This window comes from Bdellovibrio sp. HCB117, from assembly GCF_047305915.1.
Classification (GTDB): Bacteria; Bdellovibrionota; Bdellovibrionia; order Bdellovibrionales; family Bdellovibrionaceae; genus Bdellovibrio; species Bdellovibrio bacteriovorus_B.
Map to the genome: position 1 here is coordinate 2,467,622 of NZ_CP178622.1, position 20,609 is coordinate 2,488,230.

The window sequence follows — 20,609 nt, forward strand, 5'->3', positions numbered from 1 at the left end:
TGAATCGATAGGAGTTTTTGTGAAAGTATACGTCTTCAAATCTCTACCACCGTTTCTATGGGGATACACACGTGACATCAGAGCAATGTGGGCCTTAGAAGAATGCGGAATCAACTATGAAACAGTAGGATTGGATTGCGGCCCCAACGGCCTTCAAGACGAAACATGGTTTGAAGAAGTCTCCCCTTTCAAACAAGTCCCAGCAATTGACGACAATGGATACTTACTAACAGAATCCGGCGCGATCTTACTTTACATCGCAGAAAAATCAGGAAAGTTGATTCCCTCAGATCTTCAAGGAAGAGCCCAAGTCTATCGCTGGTTAATCACTTCATTAAACAACATCGAACCCTTCGCACTCCCCATTTTCTTCGCAGATCTACAAGGTGATTCAAATCCTCATTTAAAAGCGTTACGTCCGTGGTACGTCGAAATCCTAGAAAGATTCTTCCCTACCATCGATGCCATGTTAAAAAATCAACCCTACATAACAGGATCTGATTTCACCGTAGCCGACATCGCGTTCACCTGCGTTTTAAGAGAACTCAGAAAAAATGAAGTTCTAAAAAAATATCCACAAATAGAAGCCTACCGCCAAAATTGCGAGTCCCGCCCCGCATTTAAGAAAGTACTAATCAACTACGAAGAACGCCTCAATATCCCAAAGGAAAGCGCAAAGTAATTGCATGCTCAAAGCGTCTCATTTTCGGCCTCTACAGCCCAATAACCAGTGAGATATTGACAAAATATCTATCTCGGACAATAATTATCCGAGATAGATAGGAGTTAACATGCAAAGACTTAATTATTTCGCTCTTGCCATGCCCGCATTCCAGCACTTAGGAGCTATCGACCAATATTGCAAAAGGAGCTCGGTCGACCAGTCCATCATGCGACTCGTTCAAATTTATGCGTCCCAGTTAAATGGTTGCGCGTTTTGCGTAGACATTCACTGCAAGGAAGCTAAGATTGCAGGAGAACGCGAGCTTAGAATTTACCATGTGCCCGTCTGGGAGGACTCCCCACTTTTTACGGAAAAGGAAAAGGTTGCTTTCGCGTGGACGAAAGCCGTCACTTTGATAAACCAGGGGCCTGTATCTGATGAGTTATTTCAAAAGATGCAACAACACTTTAGCGATCAAGAGATTGTAGATCTTAATATGCAAATCGCATTTATTAATTTGTTCAATCGCTTCGCGGCAACATTTAAATCAGTCCCAGGCGATCGAGATAAAGTGTTAGGCCTGGAGAAAGCGAATCTCTCGTGATTTTAGGCAACCAGGTTGAGTGGGCACTTCACTGCGTGATGATCTTGGCTTTTGCACCAGAGGGAAAGCTATTAAACTCAAGAGCATTAGCAGAGTTCCATGGCGTACCAAAGGAGTATCTTTCTAAGTGCCTTCAACTGCTGTCACAAGCTGGACTGGTAAAAACAACCTCAGGTCCTTATGGTGGCTACAGTTTAGCAAAAGCACCAGATAAGATCTCTTTTCTGGATGTTGTGGAAGCTGTGGAAGGCACAACTAAGACATTTAAATGCAACGAAATCCGCAGAAACAACCCGTGTCTTGCAAAGTCAGATCGAAAGTTTTCTGGTCTGTGCGATATCGCGGCTGTCATGCATGAAGCAGACGAAGCATGGAGACAGTCTCTTCGCAGAAGAAAAATTTCCGATATCACAAATTATCTTACCGATGGAGTAAGCAAGGAAACTGTTAAAAACTTCGAAGGGTGGCTGAACGAAAACTAATAGCAACATTGAAGGCGGCAGAAGTACTTTGAAAGCCCAGTTTTTCCGAAACTTTCATCCAATAGCCATCAAAGAAACTCAGTAGTGAGAGGCACTGCGAGCGCGTTGGACGCCAGAGGCGTCTAACGTGACGCAGGCGGGAGTCCGCCGAAGCGCCTTGCGCGTAGAAGGACGGACCGCATAGGTTTTGCCGGCTCGAAGCCGGCAAAACCGCGTCCGCCTCAACAAGGACCCCGAAAAAACAAAAAGCCCTCGGTAAACCGAAGGCTTTCTAAAAAAGATTGGTAGTGAGAGGCGGACTTGAACCGCCGACCTACGGATTATGATTCCGTTGCTCTAACCAGCTGAGCTACCCCACCACACGAATCACACAAAGGTTTCCCCCGGCGTGAGGCACGATTTTTAATTGTTAGAGTGCACTAAGTCAATAATGGGCTTTGCGTTATAACGCGAATTTTAAATATTCCTATCTTTCCTCGCCTTAGGTCTTGACCCAGCCGGAATCTCACACTGCAATGACAGGTGTAGTAAGAAAACCACGGAGGGGGATATACTATGAAAAAACTAATGATGGCACTTGCCGTGCCGGCCGTCCTTATTGGCTGTTCAAAGGATAATAAGCCTAAAAAACCGACATCCGACAACGTTACTAGCCTATTTTGGATGCAAGAAGCCCAAGTCATCACGATAACGACCGTTGATGGCAACCCAATTCAAAATGCTCAAATCTTAATCGGCGATGCTTTGAATGCTCCATTTTCAGGCAACTTCCTAACAACAGATGCAAATGGCCAAGTGGCAATTCCAGCAGCTTGGACAACGGTAGAATCTGTAACAGTGGCCGCTCCCGGCTATGTTCGTGCGACATATTTCGCACAAGAGCCAGGTCCAATCAGCTTCAAACTTCGCGCGCAGCCAACAAAAACTCAATATGAAGTTAAAGGGATCTCTTCCGGTCTTCCGATCCAAGATAAAGACGGATTTGTGGACTTCGCGCTGGTGATGCCGGCTTTCACAAAACTCGATATGCTGGCGTTCGACATTAATAATGTGATCAGCCCGCAAACAGATCGTATTTCAGCGATGGGACAAGATATTGATGTACCAGCGAACATCTCGCTTCCAAAACAAAGCGAAAAGTACTCTTTGTTCACGATCACTTTGGATAAGCCAAACTATCGTATTTACTACGGCCAACAAGGTGTGAACCGCGTTTTCGCGGCTCGCGGACGCTTCCCGTTCAAATCTACTGTGGATGCTCTTCGCGACGGCGCTGAGTTCTATGAACTGATCAACGATTTCAAAATCACTGGCGGAGCCGTTCGTGATATCGAAATCAAATCAGGTCAAACAAAACTCGACATGCCAACTCGTGAATTGAATTTCACAGAGACAAAAGCAATCACGGCGCCGCAATACCGCGCGGATGAAATGTTTATCGCTGTTGGTATCGCAAACCAATCTGGTTACATGATCCCTACAGACGTTAAAAAAATCGCGCAAGGAAAGTCGGCGAACCTCAATGCACTGACAGGTTCAGATCAAAAAGTTTTGGGCGTGCTTAAAAGAACAGCAGAAATGAAAAGCGGAAACGATCGCATGAGTGCGACTCTTCTGCCATTCACTGCTGGAACGAAACCAGAAATGCTTCCTTTGATCGCTGATCCAACAATTGCGGCCGATGGAGAAATCTTGATGCCGAAATTCAATACGGTTGCGGGAGTAAATCCGATTGCGACTTACTCTGTTCTTTCAAAAGAAGAGGAAGTTCAGCAAGGTGGAGCCAAAGTTAAAATCCTTCAGCCACAATGGGAAGTTTATTCTCAAAACTGGCTTGAGCGCATGAAACTGCCCCAATGGCCTAACGATCAGGCTATTGCAGGCAAAAAACGTTGGGAAGTAAACTTTGTTGGCTCCCAAACTGCTTCCCAAGCGCCGGTCGGTCCTGCTATGATTGAAGCCGCAACACATGTCACACACAGTTCGGTCTCTTTCTAAGAAAATTCTCGTATTACTTGTGATTCTCACAGGCTGCACTCTATTTGGTTGCAGCCTGTTTGATAAAAAGCCCTCAGCCCATCAGCGTATGGGACAAATCAACAAACAAAAAGTTTTCTATGCCTCTTACGATGCCGTATGGAGAGCCGCGCACGCCGTTTTGAAATACCCTATCGCCCAAGAAAACCAAGACACCGGCGTTATTGAAACTGAATACATCAAAGGCCTGGATGGTTGGTTGCCACCCAATGAACAACGCCCACCTTCTAGCGGTATTCGTTATAAATTGATCATGACCTTTGCTAAAGGCACGACTCAAGGACGCGAATCCACACGCGTGACAATCGATAAAAGAATGGAAATTTTAAGAGATTTCTTTTCCGAACCAGAACCAATGGAATCCGATGGTCTTGAAGAAAAGATCATTTTCTATCGCATCGAACGCGAGCTAGTTATTAACGAAGCTCTGAAGCGCGCAAACTAAAGAGCGATCTTTTCTTTCTTAAGATAATTCTTCCAAAGACCTACTAAGGCGTCCGTCGATACAACAGACTTATTAAGCTTTACGCCCGTCAGTTTTTCCAAACCACGAACTGCTGGCAATTGGACACGTTGATCTTTATCCGAAAGAAGGCCTGCAAAAATCTTAAGCTCATGATCCACGGGTTTTTTTGCCAAAACTTCGACGATCTGATGACGAATCCAAAGACTTTGCGTGTTTTTGAAATTGTATTTTTGATTAAGCTCTTCCCACAAAAGATCGCGGTTTTCTGAACTGAGATTGTTTTCCAGCGCACTCACCGCCGCCGAGCGAACCACCAAGGCTTTATCTTTAAGAAGCTTTGTCGCTAGCTTTTGACCTTGGATAGGGTTTACTTCCGCCAAAGCCACCAGAGCCGCATTTCGCATGTACCACTGTTTGTGAGATCCGGCTTTTAATAAATCTGGCGTCGCCTTTTCGCCGCGAGCTTCCGCTGCCGCCATTAAAGCGCGCCAACGAAGACTCATGGGTTGAGCTTCATTGAAAGCCACAGAAATAAATTGAGAGTAGTGCTTATCGCCCTGGCTTTGAATTGCCATGCGACGGTTTTCACCGGGAAGTTTAAGAACTTCCATCGCCGAAGTTAAAGTACTAGATGAAGGTTTAGCTGCGACTGCGAAAGTACTTGAAGAAAGTCCAGCAAACAATACAGAGGCCACAAGAATTTTATTCATCGCTTAGCTCTTTTTAGAAACGAAGTTTTCGAATTCATTCATAAGCTTGTCAGTTTCATCGGTGGTTGCTGCGGCCTTCTGGCTGCCATCACCGGCTTTGTCCGCCGCTTTATCCAAGGCCTTTTGACCTTCAACGGCTGCTGCAAACTCTTTCATCAACTCATCATCAATCAAATCAGCTGCACCCGTGGCTGCCGGTTCAGCCGGAGCATCTGGTGTTGCGGCATCGGCTTGAACAGGAGGCTCCACAGAAACGGGCTCACTAGGAGTTGGTTCTGGCTCAGGTTCTGGAGTTGCTTCAACAACAGGTTCTGCTGCCGGAGCCGTCGCCGCAGGTTGCGCTCCACCCGCCTTCAAGGCCTCAAGTTCTTTTTTCAAGTTGTCATTTTCTTCGCGATAGCGAGAAAGATCGGCGATGTCTTCGCTGATGATTTCGTATTCAGCCAGACGAGCTTCAAGATCCCGAAGCTTTCCGTTCATCTCTTCTTTTTCAGCAGCACTCATGCCACCAGCATCACCACCGCCGGTTGCTGCCGGAGCAGATGATGCAGCTTCCGCTGCCTGCAAAGCATCTTTCAACTGAGCTTGAAGAGCTTCTACTTTTTTTGCACTTTCGTTTAAGGAAGAGCGAAGTTGCACAACTTCAGCCGCTGATTCCGCAGAACCACCTTCACTAGCACCCGCGTTAGAAAGAGAGGATTGCTCCATGGCATCCAAATCAACATCGGTACTAAGATCTTCATTATGCGCAGAGCGAGAGGCTTTACCGCCGCCACCCGATTGTTGGTTCTCTAAAATTTTCTGAAGAGTTTTTTCAAGTTGAGCCGCATCTAATCCATTGCCAGCGTCAACACTGTCCCCTTTGGATTTCTTCGCAAAAAAACTGCGATAAGCCAGGATAAGAGAGAGAAGAATCACAAGAGCAACTAAGCCCTCGATGATGCGCGTATTATAATGATCCCAAAAGGAGAGGAATTTATCCATTGTCACAGTCAAAATTGTCCCTTATCCCACCCCCTCCGTCAACCAATGTACGTCGATGAAGTCTACTGGACCTTTGAATGAAGGTAATGTTAGGGTAGCCCTATCGAGGTGATACATGTCTCAACGTCCCTTTGACTTACTTATCCAAGGCGGAACTTGCCTTCTTCCCCACTCAACTTCGACGGGTTTGATCGAACAACAGGCCGACATCGGCATCATTGATGGCCGCATTGAAAAAATCGCGACCTCTCTTCAAGGCCCTGCCTTAAAAACTATCAAAGCGACGGGCCTGCATGTGCTTCCGGGAGTTATCGATAGCCAAGTTCACTTCCGCGAACCTGGACTGACTCACAAAGAGGATCTTGAAAGCGGAACACGCGCCGCCATCCTCGGTGGAGTCACAAGCATCTTTGAAATGCCAAACACCAACCCCGGCACAACGACGGCCGAAGCCTTTCAAGATAAACTCAATCGCGCCAAAGACCGTGCTCACTGCAATTATGCTTTTTTCATCGGCGGAGCTCATGACAATGTAACGAACATCGCCGAACTGGAACTTCTGCCTCATTGCTCGGGTGTGAAAATCTTTATGGGAAGCTCCACAGGAACATTGCTAGTCGAAGATGATGAAACCTTAGAAAAAATCTTAAGGCAAGGTCACCGCCGCGTGATCTTCCACTCAGAAGATGAAATGCGTCTGAGAGAAAGAAAGCACATTGCCACAGAAATGGCCGACCCGCACTATCATCCGGTGTGGAGAGACGTTGAAACGGCCGTGAACTCTACGACTCGTCTTTTAAAACTGGCCCGAAAAACCGGAAGAAAGATCCACGTTCTGCATGTTTCCACCGGTGAAGAAATGGATTTATTAAAAGACCAAAAAGACATTGCGACAGTGGAAGTACTTCCGCAGCACTTAACTTTGTACGCTCCCGACTGTTACGACAAATTGGGAACATATGCACAGCAGAATCCTCCCATTCGCGAAAAGCGACACATGGATCGCATTTGGAAGGCCGTACTTGATGGAACTGTGGATGTGATCGGTTCCGATCATGCGCCCCATACCAAAGAGGAAAAGGACCGACCTTATCCATCAAGTCCTTCCGGAGTTCCAGGTGTGCAAACACTGGTTCCTATCATGTTAAACCATGTGAATGAAGGCCGTTTAAGTTTAATTAGATTTGTCGAAATGGTGACAGCAAACCAAGCACGCGTCTTCGGCATTGTTAACAAAGGATATCTTCGCCCAGGATTTGACGCCGATGTGACGATTGTCGATCTAAAAAAACAAAAGACCATCGACAATTCTTGGATTGCAAGTAAGTGCGGATGGACTCCGTTTCACGGCATGCAAGTCAAAGGCTGGATGACTCACACGATTGTGGGTGGAAAACTTGTGATGGAAAATGACGAAGTCATTCTGCCGTCGCAAGGTCAGCCTGTGAATTTTAAGGACACGCGTTCATGAATCCTGCCGGAAGTCCGAAAGCGCAAGCGGCCAGCCTTTTCTTTGCTGGCCTTCTTCCCGTTATCGCCTTTACTTTGATTGAAGAATATTACGGAACCGTGGCGGGGCTGATTGCCGGGATGGTTTTCGGTGTCGGCGAAATTTCTTACGAGCTTTATAAATATAAAAAAGTATCTAAGATCACTTGGTTCGGAAACGGCATGCTTTTAGTTCTTGGAGGAATCTCGCTCATTTCTTCGGAAGGCTTGTGGTTTAAACTGCAACCCGCAATCATGGAAGGGGTCTTTGCTTTAGCCCTTTGGGGTTCCGTCGTTATCGGAAAGCCTTTACTTGTGTACCTGGCTGAACAACAAGGTCATCAGTTTCCCGATTTTATTAAAGATAAAATGAAGGGCATTACAGTTCGATCAGGTCTTTTCTTTGCCATTCATACAGGCCTTGCCATCTGGGCCGCTTTGGCATGGAGCACATCCGCGTGGGCTCTATTAAAAGGCTTAGGAGTCACGATTAGTTTTGTGTTGTATCTCATCATGGAGGGTATTCTTTTACGCCGGGCCGTTTTAAAACAAAGATAGTATGAAATATTTAATCCTACTGTCTTTTGTTATCCTTTCTTCGGCCTGCAGCCGCTCGGGCGTTATGGTCCGCATGTTCGACGATCTTGCAGTCTCAAAAGCCGATGACTACTTCGAGCTGACCAGCAAACAGCGCGAAGAACTTAAAAAAGACCTGCAAAAAGATGTCGACGTCGCTCGCAAAGAGCTTCTGCCCCAAATCGCAAAAAGCCTTCGCTCTATCGAGCCCCAAATCAATAAAGAAAAATTGGATTCAGAAATCCTCACCGCCCAAATGATGGAGTTTCAAAACTATTTTAAAAAACTCTCGAGCTATTTTGGCGAGACCGCCGTGAAAACATCTTTGTCACTGGAACCATCCCAAGTCTTTCACTTTGCCAAAGAAGTCCGTGAAGATATTGAAGATGACTCTGAATCTGACGCTAAAGAAAAGGTAGAAAAGCGTTATAAAAAATCTGTCGAGTTTTGGATTGGTGGTATCTCGTCGTCTCAAAAAGAAAAGATTCAAAAATTCTTAAAACAAAATCCTTATCCAAGCAAACTTCAAAACGAAAACAAGGAATACGTTTTAAACCAATTCCTGGAAGCCAAAAAGAACCCGGAAACTTTAAAGAAGTTCGTTAAAGATTTTTTCAACGACTATGAGTCCGTGCGCCTGCCTGCTTACACAGAAGCCTTGAACAATCACAAAAAAGCCTTCCAGAAATTTTTGATTGAAGAATTCTGGGGCACGGTCAGTAAAAATCAAAAAGAGACGCTAAAAGAAAATATCACGAGCCGCGCAGAAGATTTAGAAAAAATCGCTCAGTACAACTAGCTCCCAGAAAACTCAGGCGCCTTCTTTTCTTTCATAGCCTGAAGAGCGGTAAAGTGATCCGCCGTTCTCTGCGTAATCCCCTGATAAGCCGCCGACAAGTCCAAGATAGTATGAAGATCATTTAAATAAGCCATCTTCATCGCCTTCTTTGTCATCTGCACCGCAACCGGAGCATTGTTCGCAATCTTTTCAGCTAGCTGACGAGTCTCGACTTCAAGCTGAGCCTCCTCAACAAAATAATTAAGAAGTCCCCAACGTTGCGCTTCCTCACCCGCAATCAAGTCCCCCGTTAGAGACATTTGCATAGCTTTAGAAAAACCAATCACGCGCTGAAGAAAGAAAGTTCCGCCGTCTCCCGGCACAAGTCCCAACTTTACAAAAGTTTCCCCGAACTTTGATTTCACAGTACCGACACGCAGATCACACATCATCGCAAGATCACAACCCGCTCCAATCGCTGGGCCATTGACCATGGCAATTAAAGGCTTTGAAAGCTCTTCAATACACTTAGGAATCTGCTGAATACCGTGAATATAGCGCATGCGAAGCTCATTACTTTCACCCGCAAACATTCCCGTTTTATTCTGCATGGCCTTCACATCGCCGCCTGCACAGAATGTCGGACCTTCACCTTTAATCACGATCACTCGGACTTGCGGATCAAAATCAGCATGTCTTAAAACGCGAGTTAAGGAATCCACCATCTCTAAAGAAATCGCATTGCTTTGCTCGACATTATCAAGCGTCAACCAAAGGACATGCCCCGAAAGCTGGGTTTTAAGATGCGTGAAATTTTCAGAATAGAAATTCATAGTAAGCTCCTGACTCGATTGAATCAGAAGAGCCCACCGTCATCAAGGAATGAAATATTCAATCACGGCGGGAAGACCATTTTGTTTTGCCATCATGACTAAGCGCTTGGGTTTTGCCCCTGACGCGGCCTTAACCAAGATACGTCGTCCTTCACATGTGATGTTGTCTGCCGGCATTGCAAGCTCGGTCAGCATGTAGTGACTGTTTTCTATAAGCGGCCAGTTTGCCGTCGATGTTAAATCCGCAGGATTTGTGATTGCCGCTTTATAGACTTTTCCTGCGGAACAGAAATAGATATTTCCAGAATCATACGCAAACCCACCCGGTGCTTTGGAAAGAGTTAACATCTTTCGCACATTGCCGCCATAAACCACATGCATGTCTCCAGCATAAGCCGAGTCACGCACTGGATTTAAAAGCCAACCTGAAAGAGGCGCGAAATAAACGGGCGTTCCCTTATAATGCATTCCACGCGGTCCTAAATGACAGTTGCTAGAACTTCCATCTGGACACGCATCACCCGACTGATCTTGAACGGTGACACCTGCAATATAGTTGGAAGTTGTTGGAGTTAAAAGTCGCAAGTGACTGTTGTTGTGAGCTGTTCCATTCCAATGGAAATGATTCATTAAGATGTTACCACTGCGATAGGCGACGATCTCTGGAGAATATCCGGCAATTAAAAGATCCGACAACGGTATTGTGGTTTGCGTGAAGCTTGCGGTTGTTCCCTCGCCATCAAGCAGGCTTTCCCAAAGACCTGTAGCTCTATTCAAACGACAGACCTTATGATACGAGACAGCAGAGTCGACATCAATCTGCACTCTGTTTTCATAACAGTTCATGTAAACGTCGCCGTTAGCAGGATTTGTCGCAAAGGGATTTGGATTCCACCAGTTCCCTAAGCGAATCAACTGAGTGTTCGCTGCGGTGGCAAAATTGACATTGCCGTTTTGCCCGTTACCTGCCACCAAACGAACTTCAGGAGAAGCTCCCGGCACGATCTCGCGCATTTTATTTTCTTGGTGATCCAAAATAATGACGCTGTCACCGGCTCCGTGATCTAAATAGTGAACCATTGCTAAGCGCATGTCGGTCGCAGAGCCACCATCACCTGCATCTTTACGTTGACCAAAAAGTGTATAGACATTGCCATTGACGACAGTCTTAATAACTCCACGAGTCGAAAAATAAATTCTTCCGTAACGATCGACAAAGGCATCATCCAAGGCCACCGCGCACGAAGTCGCCGGGGTTCCATCTGTACAGGATCCCAAGGCTCCCGTCCCTAAAACACGCGACCATGTACCATCGTCATTAAGTTTAGAAAGTGAATGTTCTGTGGCGCGATTTGAGCGATAAACTCTGCCATCCAAAGCTTGAACATCATAGTAATTCAAACTTGTATTGCCGTAGGGATGATTCGGGTGAACTCCGTTCGCGACCCAGGTGGTAATATCAAGCTCCGTCATATTCCCATAAGAATTTCCTGGGACCGGATTTGTCGCACCGACATAGGCCTTTAAGATCTCGCTTGTTTGTGGATTATAGCGCAAGCTAAAAAACGACCAATCTTTGACGTTCAAATCCCATGTGGGCAGATCTTTGACACCCGTTCCGGAAAAACGGAAAGCTTCAACACGAGGAACGGCCAGCGATCCTTTATATACGCGGATACGTCCGCCGTAGTCTTTGCCTTTGTTTGTATTGTCAGAAATAAAATAAATATCACCATTAGGCAGGGCCATAAATGGCGCGCGCTTACGGATAGCCCAGGTTTGATCATTCGTGAGATTGATTTTCACGTCACGTGGATCTGCGACGGTGTCGGCGGTGTTAGTTCCGAGATTTCCTGCCGGGTCCGCACCGATGATTGTTTCAATCGTCATGGGCTCGACGCTTGTGTCAATTCGACGAATCATGTTGCGGTCATAGACTAAAATACGATTTTGATAATCTAAAGTGGTTCTTAAAATCGCTTTAGCCCGGGCTTGCTCTACGGGAATGCCGTCACCATAAGAGTCCTCGGAGCTTTTAGCTAAGCGAAGAATTAATTTCGAGTTGTTCGTCTTCGGATCAATATACATCAAACCATAAGACGAATCGTTAAAGAAAATCTTTCCGTCGGTCGTCACTAACAATGTACCCGGAGCGGTGTCATTGCCGACAGCGGTATTAAACACCGTCTGCTTCGCGTTTCCATTGTGACCGGGGTCTTGATTTCCCGCGAGCAGATTTAATAGACCACTGTTTAAAGGCGGACTTGTCACTTGCGCGGTCTGACCGTAATTGTCAGTCACACGCACTTGCAACTTGAAGAAAGTGTCGTTGGGGAAGGTCGAATTCCAAACAAAGCATCCCGTGTGGGGAGCGGAATAACTGCAACTTGATCCATTCGTAGAGTTATTTGCTAAAGAATCATCAATCAAAGTATAAGAACTTCCATCTAATGAGGAATAAAGTTCCACTTTCGTGATGCTGCCATTATCTGAAGCCTTCCACTTAACATATACCGGCGCATTGTTGGCAAAATTCATATCGCCATTAATAGGCGGCGTATTCGGAGTCGCAGAGTTCACAGTCAGGATATCCGACACTGTTGGTGAAGGGTCATTGATATATTCAATAGTGTTATAATCTTTTTTAAGCGTCGCCGAGTTCGTGCTGATATTGCCAGCCACATCGCGCACCCAGGCATAGATGTTATAAGAGCCAAAATTAATCCCTAAGAAGAAATCAAAATCGACAAGTATCAAATCCGGCAATTCTTCCAAACCTGGTTTCGGAGCTTTAACTCCCACCCAACAAGAATCATTCGCTGCTGGAACAGAACTGGACGTCTTTAAACAGAAATCCTTCACAGCCGTTTCTGCATCATGTGCTTGTAAGCTCACTGTGACATAGGATCGCACAGTATCATCTGGAGTGAGTGAGCCATTGATTTTTAATTGATTGGCCGTGATCGTCGGCGGCGTCACATCCAGAACCACATCAAAAGTATTTGAAACACCGTAGCCGATATTGCCATAGTCATCCGTTAAAACGGCGCGCACTTTCAAACCGGTATAAAAACTTGTCGGTGTCCATGAGATCTCAAAGGATTTATTATTCATAGGCCCGGCAAGTCCCAAAGTACGACTGGTCGCCGCCGTCCACGTCGTGCCATCCGTTGAGTATTGCAAACTTAAAGTGGCTGCCGCAGAAACTGTGGCTTCGGTGACTCTGACGACAAAAGGATACGCCACATTTTTTGCCAACGTAGGAACCGCATCCAAAGTCATGATCGGAGCTTTACTGTCATAAGTGATCGTAAAAACTGTCGCGGTAGAAATATTTCCCGCCTCATCACGAGCGTAAAAACGAATATTGCGCAGTCCCTGCTGATCTGAAACGCTTAAGTCATATTGATAATTCTGAGACGCCGTTGAACAGCTGATCCAGCCCGCATCCCCAAGAGCTGGCGGCGCATTAACCTCTTTCATTAAAATCATCGTGTGATCCGAACAATCATTCAACGTGAATTTAGCTACCGGCACACTCGTTGTCGCTGAAGTATTTAAAGTCACGTTCGGTGGAACAATCTGCGTATCCTTGATCACACCATGATTTAATACTGATGAGGCATTTCCCGCCGCATCTGAAGAAGTGACAGAAATATTCTTAGCACCATCCCCGGCTGACAAAGTCAGGTTGATTGAATAAGAGCCACCGGCAGAACAAGTTTGCACTGAAGGAGAGGGAGTAAAATTACCGTCTGCGGTCACCGTGAGTCCTGCCTCACAAGTTCCTGATAACGTAAAGGTCGAATGGATTTTCTGACCCGCAACGGGGCTTGCAATCGTCAGCGCCGGCGCCGTTTTGTCAATCACGACCGCCGCACTTTCAAAAACGCCGGATGAGGAAGCCCAGTTGTTCGCTTGATCTCCGGCTAAAACACAAAGACGATAAGAGCCGTCTCCACTGAAGCTCAATGGAATATCCGTCCCCGCCGCCACAGGAGTGGTCGCCATTAAAGCACTATACTGGCTGGAACAATCGGCATCTTTGACAATCGCGTAGCGATATTGGGTGCCACCATCACTAGGCAAAGTTACAGACACGAACCGTGTTGAATCGTTATTACTAAGTGCACTCCCTAAAGATCCCAAACTTGGAAGAAGCAAAGGCGCAATCGTATCTTTATTAAAACTAACGCTTGTCGCAGTTCCAACGTTCTTAGCTACGTCAGACTGTTTAACAGTAAAAACGTTGGAACCTTCGAGCAACCCATCACCAACAACCGTCGTTGCAAAGGTGCCATCACTTTGACAGGAGATCGTCGAAAGCACGACACTGCCTGAAAGAATCTGCACATCACCATCAGCACTTTCGCAAGTTCCCGCTAACGGAATCGAAGAAATAGAATCGAGCCCTAAGTGCGCGGGCAACACAGAAGTAAAAGAAACCACCGGCGCAACGACGTCCTTTAAAACCGAAGATTCGGTACTTGAAGGCACACCCGTTTTTGATTTGATCGAAAGAACCACTTTGTAAGCAGTGTCCGTCCAATCTTGAGTATCGATCTGCAATTCAAACTTACTGTGTGTACAAAGTGTTGAGTACTGATGAGTCTCATGCAAAGCCAACGAAGAGTTCTCAGGAACAAACGAGATCTGAATATTCTGATTCTCGTAATAACACTCCCCTTGAACACTCACATTATTTACATCAGAGGATTTATTGATAACAAAAGACTCAAGACGCTCCCCCGAAGAGTCCGTCAAAACAGGAGGAGTCAGAGCATTAAAATCTAAAAGATTCCCACTGAGCGTACACCCAGCAATAACGTACATTCCAAATAGGATTCCAGCGACGTTCCTCATATTATATTCATCGGAACGCCGAAACCGATTCTAAATACTACAAATCATATTCAAGCTCACTATCTCAAGCAGAGACATGACGAATGTTCCACCAACATCCGAACACTCCAACTATTTAATTTTCACATCGAATAATTGTTCTAAGACCAAAATCCCCCTCTGAAAAAACCAAAAAAACCCGGTACTCTCCCTAAAAATCCCGCAATAATCTAGCCCCCGAATTTCCCCAACGGCGCAGCCCCAAAAACGAATAATACCGCTCTTCTGCCAACACAACAGCAGAAGAAAAACCCCGCACGACAATTTTCTTTAAGGAGTGAGTTGAGATTCAAGCAAAGACTTGCTGATTAGAACTGCGGCTAGGTATAGGCCCGAAGGCTCGGCCTTAGCCGGCGCCACGACGGCGCGAACCGCCCAAAGGGCGGCGGCGATTGAGCCCGGAAGGCGTGCCGACCGAAGCGGCCTATACCTAGCCGCAGTTCTAATCAGCAAGTCCCCCGTTTGAAACAAAATCCCCAGGCCCAGAAACGAAAAAAGGCCCCCGAACGGGAGCCTTTCGAATCAGCCAAGATTACTGTTGGCAGAATGGTAGATCTGGTTGGAGTTGGCAGATAATCTGACAAATCATAGGATCACCCAATGGGCATTCACCCGGCTCACCTGGGTTGCCTGGATCAGGAAGACCGCCACCGTTGTCTGGAGGATTTGGATTTGTACCACCAGATTTAGCACCTACGTTGATGTTCAATGTAGAAGCCGTTTTACCGTCAGCATCTGTCACAGTCACAGTAGTTGAACCGTTAGCAACCGCAGTCAAAGTACCGCTGTTGTCTACAGTCGCAACTGAAGCGTTTGAAGAAGCGAACTTGAATGGAGCTTTACCGTGAAGAACGGAAAGTGCCAATGTAGAAGAAGGTTGGATAGTTGCTGCAGCAGGAACTACAACCATTTTCTTAGACATAACTGCTTCAACAGCTTCGTAAGCGTCAACGCGGCAGTTACATGCAGTTTCGATAGAAACTTTAGCACCTGTCGTTTGAAGAATCGCACGAACTTGAGCACCAGTTAGTGAAGGATCTTGAGCTTTCATCAAAGCTACTAGGCCAGATACAAGCGGAGTTGCCATTGAAGTACCAGAAAGGTTTCCGTACTTATTGTTTGGCAATGTGCTCATGATGTTTTCACCAGGAGCTGCTACGTGAACAGTCGCTGTACCGTAGTTAGACCAAGATGGTTTTGCATCAGATGCGCCAGAAGCTGCAACTGTGATTGAGTTCGGGAAACCGTTGTTTGCCGGATACATCTCAGTTTTATCGTTGTTTTTACCATCGTTAGCTGCGGCTGCGATGAAGATAACACCTTTATCGTCAGCACGTTTGATCGCCTCAAGAAGAGGAGCTGCTGTAGAACGTGGAACCGCCGCACCCCAAGATGCAGAGATAATGTGCGCGCCTTTTTCTACTGCGTAATCGATAGCTTTGATCGCGTTGTTCAAGTCACCAGAACCGTCTTCACCCAAGAAGCGAAGTGGCATCATAGAAACTTCTGGAGCCAAACCGATGATACCACCGTCAACCAAACCAGTTGCACCTACTGCGCCCGCGCAGTGAGTACCGTGACCTGGATTTTGGAAGCCTGTTTTATCCATTGGATCTGCATCGTTTTCTTTGAAGTCATAACCTTGGATCATGTTTGGAGCCAAAGCTGGATGGCGGTAGTCAACGCCTGTGTCGATAACAGCTACGATCACATTGCGGTTTCCTTTGTTACCCGCACGTTGCCAAGCTTTTTCAGCTTGAACTTTCGCGATCGCCCATTGCTCTTTTAATGCCGCAGCATCAACTGGCGCAGTGAAAGCTTTCAATTTGAAGTTTGGAACTACGTACTCAACGCCTGGTTGAGAAAGAAGGCTCGCCAAAGCTTGTGCTTCGTGGCTCTTTACGATGTTCACTTTCACAAGACTTGCTGTTGCGTTGTGATCAGTCATTTGAACAGTCGCAACTTTAGACATTGTCATTGTGTTAAGCATGTTGAGCGCGCTTGTGTTCTTATATTTCACCAAGTATTCGCCAGCGAACGCCTGAGAACCGAACAACAACGCACCTAATAATAATGCACGTTTCATTTTTACCCCCTCCGTGGTGAAAAAATCATATTCAGATTTCAGCCACAAATGTTAGGAAAATCTTAAATAAATCTTAAATTTTTTGACACATTCCATCGAATATTGAACCCACCGAGGCAATTCTTAAGAATGAAGCCCACTGATTTCCAACAGCCAACCAAGGGAACTTCCGAATGAATTATCTGCATGCGATCATCCTGGGTATTGTCGAAGGCATCACTGAATTTCTACCGATCTCCTCTACCGGTCACATGGTGATTGCCAGTTCCGTGATGGGGATTCATGACGATCAGTTTGTTAAAAACTTTGAAGTCATCATCCAATTCGGTGCGATTTTGTCAGTGCTCGTTTTGTACTGGAAACGCTTCCTTCCCGACTGGAACTTCTACAAAAAACTTTTCGTTGCCTTCCTGCCAACTGGCATTATCGGCTTCTTCGTTAAAGACATCGTCGATCAACTTTTAGGAAGCGTGCAGGTCGTTGCGTGGGCATTGATCATCGGCGGAGCCATCCTAGTATGGTCCGACCGGGTTTTTGCGCACCTGACGGCTATGGGGCGCAAAACCGACGATCTTTCTTACGGGGATTCCGTGAAACTTGGATTGTTTCAAGCGATCGCGATGATTCCGGGAGTTTCTCGGTCCGCAGCCACCATCATGGGCGGCTTGACGCTTGGCATGAATAAAAAAGAAGCAGCCGAATTTTCATTCTTCTTAGCTGTTCCAACCATGGCCGCAGCGACCGGTTATAAATTGTTGAAAGTCTATAAGTCGATAGAGCCTGGACAAATCGGCGTGCTGGCTGTCGGTTGTGTTGTCGCATTTATCGTAGCGATGTTGGCGATTAAGTTTTTCATTAATATCGTCGCTCGTTATGGATTCAGAGGCTTTGGTTATTATCGCATCGTCCTTGGCATTATCATCCTTATTATGCTTTATACCGGACACAACCTGCAGCTGACTTAAGATTTCATCTTTAAAGGTACGACATGGAAAAGTTTCTTTTTGAACAGACCGAACTCTTCTCTCACGACTTAACTGTGGCTTTAAAATCCACGGTTTTTGTTATTCCGAACTGGAAATGGGGAGCGCTGGCCATCGCGCTTCTTTTGGGCTTTTTACTTCGTCCGGTTTTCCAATTTCTTTTGAAAGAGTTTAAACGACACAATCCTTTCATCAAAAAGTTCCCGAACACATTTACAGCGTACTTCTTATCGATGCCGCTAGAGCGTCCCGTCGCTTGGCTTTTGGTTATCTTTTTCTGGTTTGCTGTCGGCGATGCCATCGAGCTTTCAGGAAAATTTGGCACTTACTACGACCACATTCTAAGAGGCTTGGTCGCACTTTATCTTATTCGCGTTATTTATTACGCGGTGGACGCCATCACTCGCGTCTTTATGGATGTCGCGGCAAAAACGGAAAGCACTTATGACGATCAGCTCGTCCCCTTCGCTTCGCGCGCAATGAAAGTGGTCGTTGTTGTTCTTGGCGTTCTGATTGCCTTGCAAAGTTTTGGTCTGAACGTCATGTCCCTGCTTGCCGGTCTGGGACTGGGTGGTTTAGCCCTCGCTTTAGCCGCTCAAGATACCGCAGCAAACCTTTTTGGTTCGATCACTATCTTGGTCGATCATCCATTTAAAATTGGCGATTGGGTGAAAGTGAAAGACATGGAAGGAACTGTCGAAGAGATTGGTTTTCGCTCCACTCGTATCCGCACGTTCTACAATTCCGTGATCACGATTCCGAATGCGATGATGGCAAAAGAAACCATCGACAACATGGGAGTGCGCCCGGCAAGACGCATCCGTCAGATTCTGGGGCTGGCTTACGAGACACCTCCAGAAAAAATTGAACAGTTTTGCGATCACGTTCGCTATCTTCTGACTCAGCATAAAGAAGTAAACCCTGAAACAGTCACGGTGGCGTTTAACAATTACAATGCCTCTTCCTTAGACGTCTTAGTCAACTTCCACATCAATGTCGCTACAGGTGCTGATGAGCTCAAATTGCAGCAACAGATCTTCATCGAAATTTTAAAAATCGCGGCACAAATCAAAGTCGACTTCGCATATCCGACTCAAACTGTTTACTACAAGAATCCCGAAATCACTTCGTCTCCTTCCTAGGAGCCGAAGTGTGAAATCACAGATTTGTTAACGCACCGTTTCGATGCGCAGTGATGTGCGCCTGTTTCAAAATGCTGCTACTAAAGATTGATGCGTCCATCAGATCTTCTTCGTCATCATCATGTTAAGTCGGCTCAAGATAAAATCTTTTTCAATCTGCCTTTTTGGTTCGCCGCAGGAATCGCTGCTGTCGTTTCTGTTCTGTATAACATGCTATTTAAAATCTGCGAGGAATGGGCGCTTCATAACTCTCAATCTTCTTTGATTTTAATTACGGCACCGTTGGCCGTTTTAGCTTCATTTCTTATAGGACACTTCTTTTCTAAAGAGGCGTTAGGAAGTGGAATTCCGCAAGTTTTAGCCGCAGCAGAAATGTCTCCCTCAGATCATCCCTTTTTAAGGAAGCTTTTGGGCCTGCGCATGCTTATCGCAAAAATCGCGGGCTCTTCGTTGTGCGTTCTTGGTGGCGGTGTCACAGGTCGAGAAGGTCCAACTTTGCAAGTCTCTGCAGCTATATTCTACCAGCTATCTAAACTTTGGCCGAAGCGCTTTCCAAAACCGCAACTACCCTCGATGATATTGGCAGGTGGCGCGGCCGGCTTGGCCTCGGCATTCAATACTCCCTTAGGTGGCATTGTTTTCGCTATTGAAGAGATGTCGAAATCACATATCAGCCTGATCCGCACGGCCGTTTTCCAAGCGGTGATCATTGCCGGTATTTTGGCACAGCTCTTCTTAGGAAATTACCTGTATTTAGGGGACGCTCGTTTTCAAAGTTATACGTGGCACGCCCTTTATCAAACGGCGGCGATTGCCGCTTTGATCGGCGTTGCAGGAAGCTTCTTTGCAGAAAGTCTTTTTAGAGTCACTTCTTGGAGAAGTAAAAAATCATTTTGGGTCAAAGTTCTTTTAACTTTGATTTTCGGGGCTCTTTTAAGTTTAACGATTTACCTGTGCGGTCCTTCCACCGTCGGAGCCGGTAAAAGTGTCATGGTGTCCTTGCTAGAGAACCCCAACACGCCCGCAGATGTGACTCTGCCCGCCGCCCGCGTTTTTGGAAACTTTTTTACTTACATTGGTGGCGTTATCGGCGGCGTTTTTGCGCCGGCGTTAGCTAGTGGCGCGACGCTAGGGCAATTTTTAGCTCAATCATTCGGTTTTGAATATGTGAAGCTGATGATCATGGTGGGTATGGTGGCTTTCTTAACCGGAATCACTCGCACACCCTTCACATCTTTTGTGTTGGTGCTCGAAATGACCGACTCTCACGAAATCATTTTGTACTTGATGCTTTCGTCCATCATCGCCAACGTGACCGCGAGACTTGTCAGCTCTAAATCATTCTATGAGCAGGTCGCTCACGGCATTCTTCAACAGAATGCCCCGGAGCTTTTAGAAAAGAAACACTGATTATTTTTTGCAGACGCGGGTCCACTGACCCGTGAGTCTTAAAGTCGCTTGCGAAGGAATCACGTTATAGGTTCCTTCAGCCTCGCCGTTCAGATCATAACTTTTCGGCGTTACTTTTCCACGTAAAGTACCCTTCGCATTGAGTTCGTTCTTTTTACAACTTAAAGAGGCTTGCAGGTTTTCACCTTTCAAATTCCAATTATCTAATTTGCAGTCGTTCTTTTTTAATTCTTTGACGATCGTCTCTTTGACATTTTTAGTTTGTGAAGCCGAGATGCACTCTTCCCCTTCTGCAGGAGGAAGTGGCAACCCATTGAGGACTAAAACACTTTTCGTTTTCCAAAGACCGGGTTCTAATTTTTGCGCAAAAGAGGTCGAAGATAAAAGAAGTAACAGGATGATGGTGCTTTTCATAAGGTCCTCCGAAGTCTTAACTGTACCAGGGAGGACGCACTTTTAGCAAA

At 46.1% G+C, this 20,609-nt stretch carries 17 protein-coding genes and 1 tRNA gene; 11 read left to right on the forward strand and 7 right to left on the reverse strand.

The window, feature by feature from the left end:
- Window positions 1–19 precede the first annotated feature (19 nt).
- The 3 genes from ACLWBD_RS11720 to ACLWBD_RS11730 all read left to right on the forward strand — a co-directional run bounded on the left by ACLWBD_RS11720 (window position 20) and on the right by ACLWBD_RS11730 (window position 1,750).
- Window positions 20–682, forward strand: coding sequence for a glutathione S-transferase family protein (locus ACLWBD_RS11720; RefSeq protein WP_413568301.1), 663 nt, complete (start codon window positions 20–22; stop codon window positions 680–682).
- 109 nt (window positions 683–791) lie between these two features.
- A complete protein-coding gene (locus ACLWBD_RS11725; protein ID WP_413568302.1) occupies window positions 792–1,268 on the forward strand; it encodes a carboxymuconolactone decarboxylase family protein in 477 nt (158 codons plus the stop codon).
- Window positions 1,265–1,750: an RrF2 family transcriptional regulator gene (locus ACLWBD_RS11730; RefSeq protein WP_413568303.1), complete on the forward strand. Its 486-nt coding sequence runs from the start codon at window positions 1,265–1,267 to the stop codon at window positions 1,748–1,750. The genes ACLWBD_RS11725 and ACLWBD_RS11730 overlap by 4 nt, the downstream gene beginning before the upstream one ends.
- A 282-nt stretch (window positions 1,751–2,032) precedes the next feature.
- On the opposite strand, the gene ACLWBD_RS11735 is transcribed toward ACLWBD_RS11730, so the two are convergent.
- Window positions 2,033–2,109, reverse strand: a tRNA-Met gene (locus ACLWBD_RS11735).
- Window positions 2,110–2,305: 196 nt separating this feature from the next.
- On the opposite strand from ACLWBD_RS11735, the gene ACLWBD_RS11740 reads away from it, so the two are divergent.
- On the forward strand, window positions 2,306–3,748 hold the full coding sequence (locus ACLWBD_RS11740; RefSeq protein WP_413568304.1) for a carboxypeptidase-like regulatory domain-containing protein: 1,443 nt from the start codon (window positions 2,306–2,308) through the stop codon (window positions 3,746–3,748).
- Complete coding sequence (locus tag ACLWBD_RS11745; RefSeq protein WP_413568305.1) at window positions 3,720–4,232, forward strand: hypothetical protein; 513 nt, start codon at window positions 3,720–3,722, stop codon at window positions 4,230–4,232. The genes ACLWBD_RS11740 and ACLWBD_RS11745 overlap by 29 nt, the downstream gene beginning before the upstream one ends.
- On the opposite strand, the gene ACLWBD_RS11750 is transcribed toward ACLWBD_RS11745, so the two are convergent.
- Window positions 4,229–4,963: a HEAT repeat domain-containing protein gene (locus ACLWBD_RS11750; protein ID WP_063204578.1), complete on the reverse strand. Its 735-nt coding sequence runs from the start codon at window positions 4,961–4,963 to the stop codon at window positions 4,229–4,231. The genes ACLWBD_RS11745 and ACLWBD_RS11750 overlap by 4 nt on opposite strands.
- A gap of 3 nt (window positions 4,964–4,966) precedes the next feature.
- Window positions 4,967–5,947, reverse strand: coding sequence for a hypothetical protein (locus ACLWBD_RS11755; protein ID WP_413568306.1), 981 nt, complete (start codon window positions 5,945–5,947; stop codon window positions 4,967–4,969).
- Between the two features lie 115 nt (window positions 5,948–6,062).
- On the opposite strand from ACLWBD_RS11755, the gene ACLWBD_RS11760 reads away from it, so the two are divergent.
- Genes ACLWBD_RS11760 through ACLWBD_RS11770 form a run of 3 tightly spaced genes read left to right on the forward strand, consistent with a single transcriptional unit; the run spans window position 6,063 to window position 8,810 of the window.
- Window positions 6,063–7,418: a dihydroorotase gene (locus tag ACLWBD_RS11760; protein ID WP_413568307.1), complete on the forward strand. Its 1,356-nt coding sequence runs from the start codon at window positions 6,063–6,065 to the stop codon at window positions 7,416–7,418.
- Window positions 7,415–7,993: an inner membrane-spanning protein YciB gene (locus tag ACLWBD_RS11765; protein ID WP_413568308.1), complete on the forward strand. Its 579-nt coding sequence runs from the start codon at window positions 7,415–7,417 to the stop codon at window positions 7,991–7,993. Before ACLWBD_RS11760 ends, ACLWBD_RS11765 begins: the two co-directional genes overlap by 4 nt.
- Before the next feature lies 1 nt (window position 7,994).
- The gene (locus ACLWBD_RS11770; protein ID WP_413568309.1) at window positions 7,995–8,810 is read left to right on the forward strand and encodes a DUF6279 family lipoprotein; all 816 of its coding nucleotides are present in this window, start codon (window positions 7,995–7,997) and stop codon (window positions 8,808–8,810) included.
- Here the strand turns inward: ACLWBD_RS11770 and ACLWBD_RS11775 are convergent.
- The 3 genes from ACLWBD_RS11775 to ACLWBD_RS11785 form a co-directional block, all read right to left on the reverse strand.
- Window positions 8,807–9,622 (reverse strand): enoyl-CoA hydratase-related protein, encoded by an 816-nt coding sequence (locus tag ACLWBD_RS11775; RefSeq protein WP_413568310.1) that lies wholly within the window; start codon window positions 9,620–9,622, stop codon window positions 8,807–8,809. The genes ACLWBD_RS11770 and ACLWBD_RS11775 overlap by 4 nt on opposite strands.
- A 42-nt stretch (window positions 9,623–9,664) precedes the next feature.
- Window positions 9,665–14,485, reverse strand: coding sequence for a hemagglutinin (locus ACLWBD_RS11780; protein WP_413568311.1), 4,821 nt, complete (start codon window positions 14,483–14,485; stop codon window positions 9,665–9,667).
- Between the two features lie 571 nt (window positions 14,486–15,056).
- Window positions 15,057–16,610: a S8 family serine peptidase gene (locus ACLWBD_RS11785; protein WP_063204585.1), complete on the reverse strand. Its 1,554-nt coding sequence runs from the start codon at window positions 16,608–16,610 to the stop codon at window positions 15,057–15,059.
- Window positions 16,611–16,783: 173 nt separating this feature from the next.
- Between ACLWBD_RS11785 and ACLWBD_RS11790 the strand changes: the two genes are divergently transcribed.
- From ACLWBD_RS11790 to ACLWBD_RS11800, 3 genes are all read left to right on the forward strand, one after another.
- Entirely contained in the window at window positions 16,784–17,575 is a 792-nt protein-coding gene (locus tag ACLWBD_RS11790; RefSeq protein ID WP_063204586.1) for an undecaprenyl-diphosphate phosphatase, read from the forward strand.
- Between the two features lie 23 nt (window positions 17,576–17,598).
- The gene (locus ACLWBD_RS11795) at window positions 17,599–18,735 is read left to right on the forward strand and encodes a mechanosensitive ion channel family protein (RefSeq protein ID WP_413568313.1); all 1,137 of its coding nucleotides are present in this window, start codon (window positions 17,599–17,601) and stop codon (window positions 18,733–18,735) included.
- 90 nt (window positions 18,736–18,825) lie between these two features.
- A complete protein-coding gene (locus ACLWBD_RS11800) occupies window positions 18,826–20,145 on the forward strand; it encodes a chloride channel protein (RefSeq protein ID WP_413568314.1) in 1,320 nt (439 codons plus the stop codon).
- Here the strand turns inward: ACLWBD_RS11800 and ACLWBD_RS11805 are convergent, their stop codons facing one another.
- Window positions 20,146–20,559, reverse strand: coding sequence for a DUF3617 domain-containing protein (locus ACLWBD_RS11805; protein WP_063242827.1), 414 nt, complete (start codon window positions 20,557–20,559; stop codon window positions 20,146–20,148).
- Window positions 20,560–20,609 lie beyond the last annotated feature (50 nt).

Excerpts from the sequence above, each read along its gene's own strand:
- ACLWBD_RS11725 (WP_413568302.1), top strand. The coding sequence starts at position 792 with ATGCAAAGACTTAATTATTTCGCTCTTGCCATGCCCGCATTCCAGCAC.
- ACLWBD_RS11740 (WP_413568304.1), top strand. The coding sequence starts at position 2,306 with ATGAAAAAACTAATGATGGCACTTGCCGTGCCGGCCGTCCTTATTGGC.
- ACLWBD_RS11745 (WP_413568305.1), top strand. The coding sequence starts at position 3,720 with ATGTCACACACAGTTCGGTCTCTTTCTAAGAAAATTCTCGTATTACTT.
- ACLWBD_RS11750 (WP_063204578.1), bottom strand. The coding sequence starts at position 4,963 with ATGAATAAAATTCTTGTGGCCTCTGTATTGTTTGCTGGACTTTCTTCA.
- ACLWBD_RS11755 (WP_413568306.1), bottom strand. The coding sequence starts at position 5,947 with ATGGATAAATTCCTCTCCTTTTGGGATCATTATAATACGCGCATCATC.
- ACLWBD_RS11760 (WP_413568307.1), top strand. The coding sequence starts at position 6,063 with ATGTCTCAACGTCCCTTTGACTTACTTATCCAAGGCGGAACTTGCCTT.
- ACLWBD_RS11765 (WP_413568308.1), top strand. The coding sequence starts at position 7,415 with ATGAATCCTGCCGGAAGTCCGAAAGCGCAAGCGGCCAGCCTTTTCTTT.
- ACLWBD_RS11770 (WP_413568309.1), top strand. The coding sequence starts at position 7,995 with ATGAAATATTTAATCCTACTGTCTTTTGTTATCCTTTCTTCGGCCTGC.
- ACLWBD_RS11775 (WP_413568310.1), bottom strand. The coding sequence starts at position 9,622 with ATGAATTTCTATTCTGAAAATTTCACGCATCTTAAAACCCAGCTTTCG.
- ACLWBD_RS11780 (WP_413568311.1), bottom strand. The coding sequence starts at position 14,485 with ATGAGGAACGTCGCTGGAATCCTATTTGGAATGTACGTTATTGCTGGG.
- ACLWBD_RS11785 (WP_063204585.1), bottom strand. The coding sequence starts at position 16,610 with ATGAAACGTGCATTATTATTAGGTGCGTTGTTGTTCGGTTCTCAGGCG.
- ACLWBD_RS11790 (WP_063204586.1), top strand. The coding sequence starts at position 16,784 with ATGAATTATCTGCATGCGATCATCCTGGGTATTGTCGAAGGCATCACT.
- ACLWBD_RS11795 (WP_413568313.1), top strand. The coding sequence starts at position 17,599 with ATGGAAAAGTTTCTTTTTGAACAGACCGAACTCTTCTCTCACGACTTA.
- ACLWBD_RS11800 (WP_413568314.1), top strand. The coding sequence starts at position 18,826 with ATGCGTCCATCAGATCTTCTTCGTCATCATCATGTTAAGTCGGCTCAA.
- ACLWBD_RS11805 (WP_063242827.1), bottom strand. The coding sequence starts at position 20,559 with ATGAAAAGCACCATCATCCTGTTACTTCTTTTATCTTCGACCTCTTTT.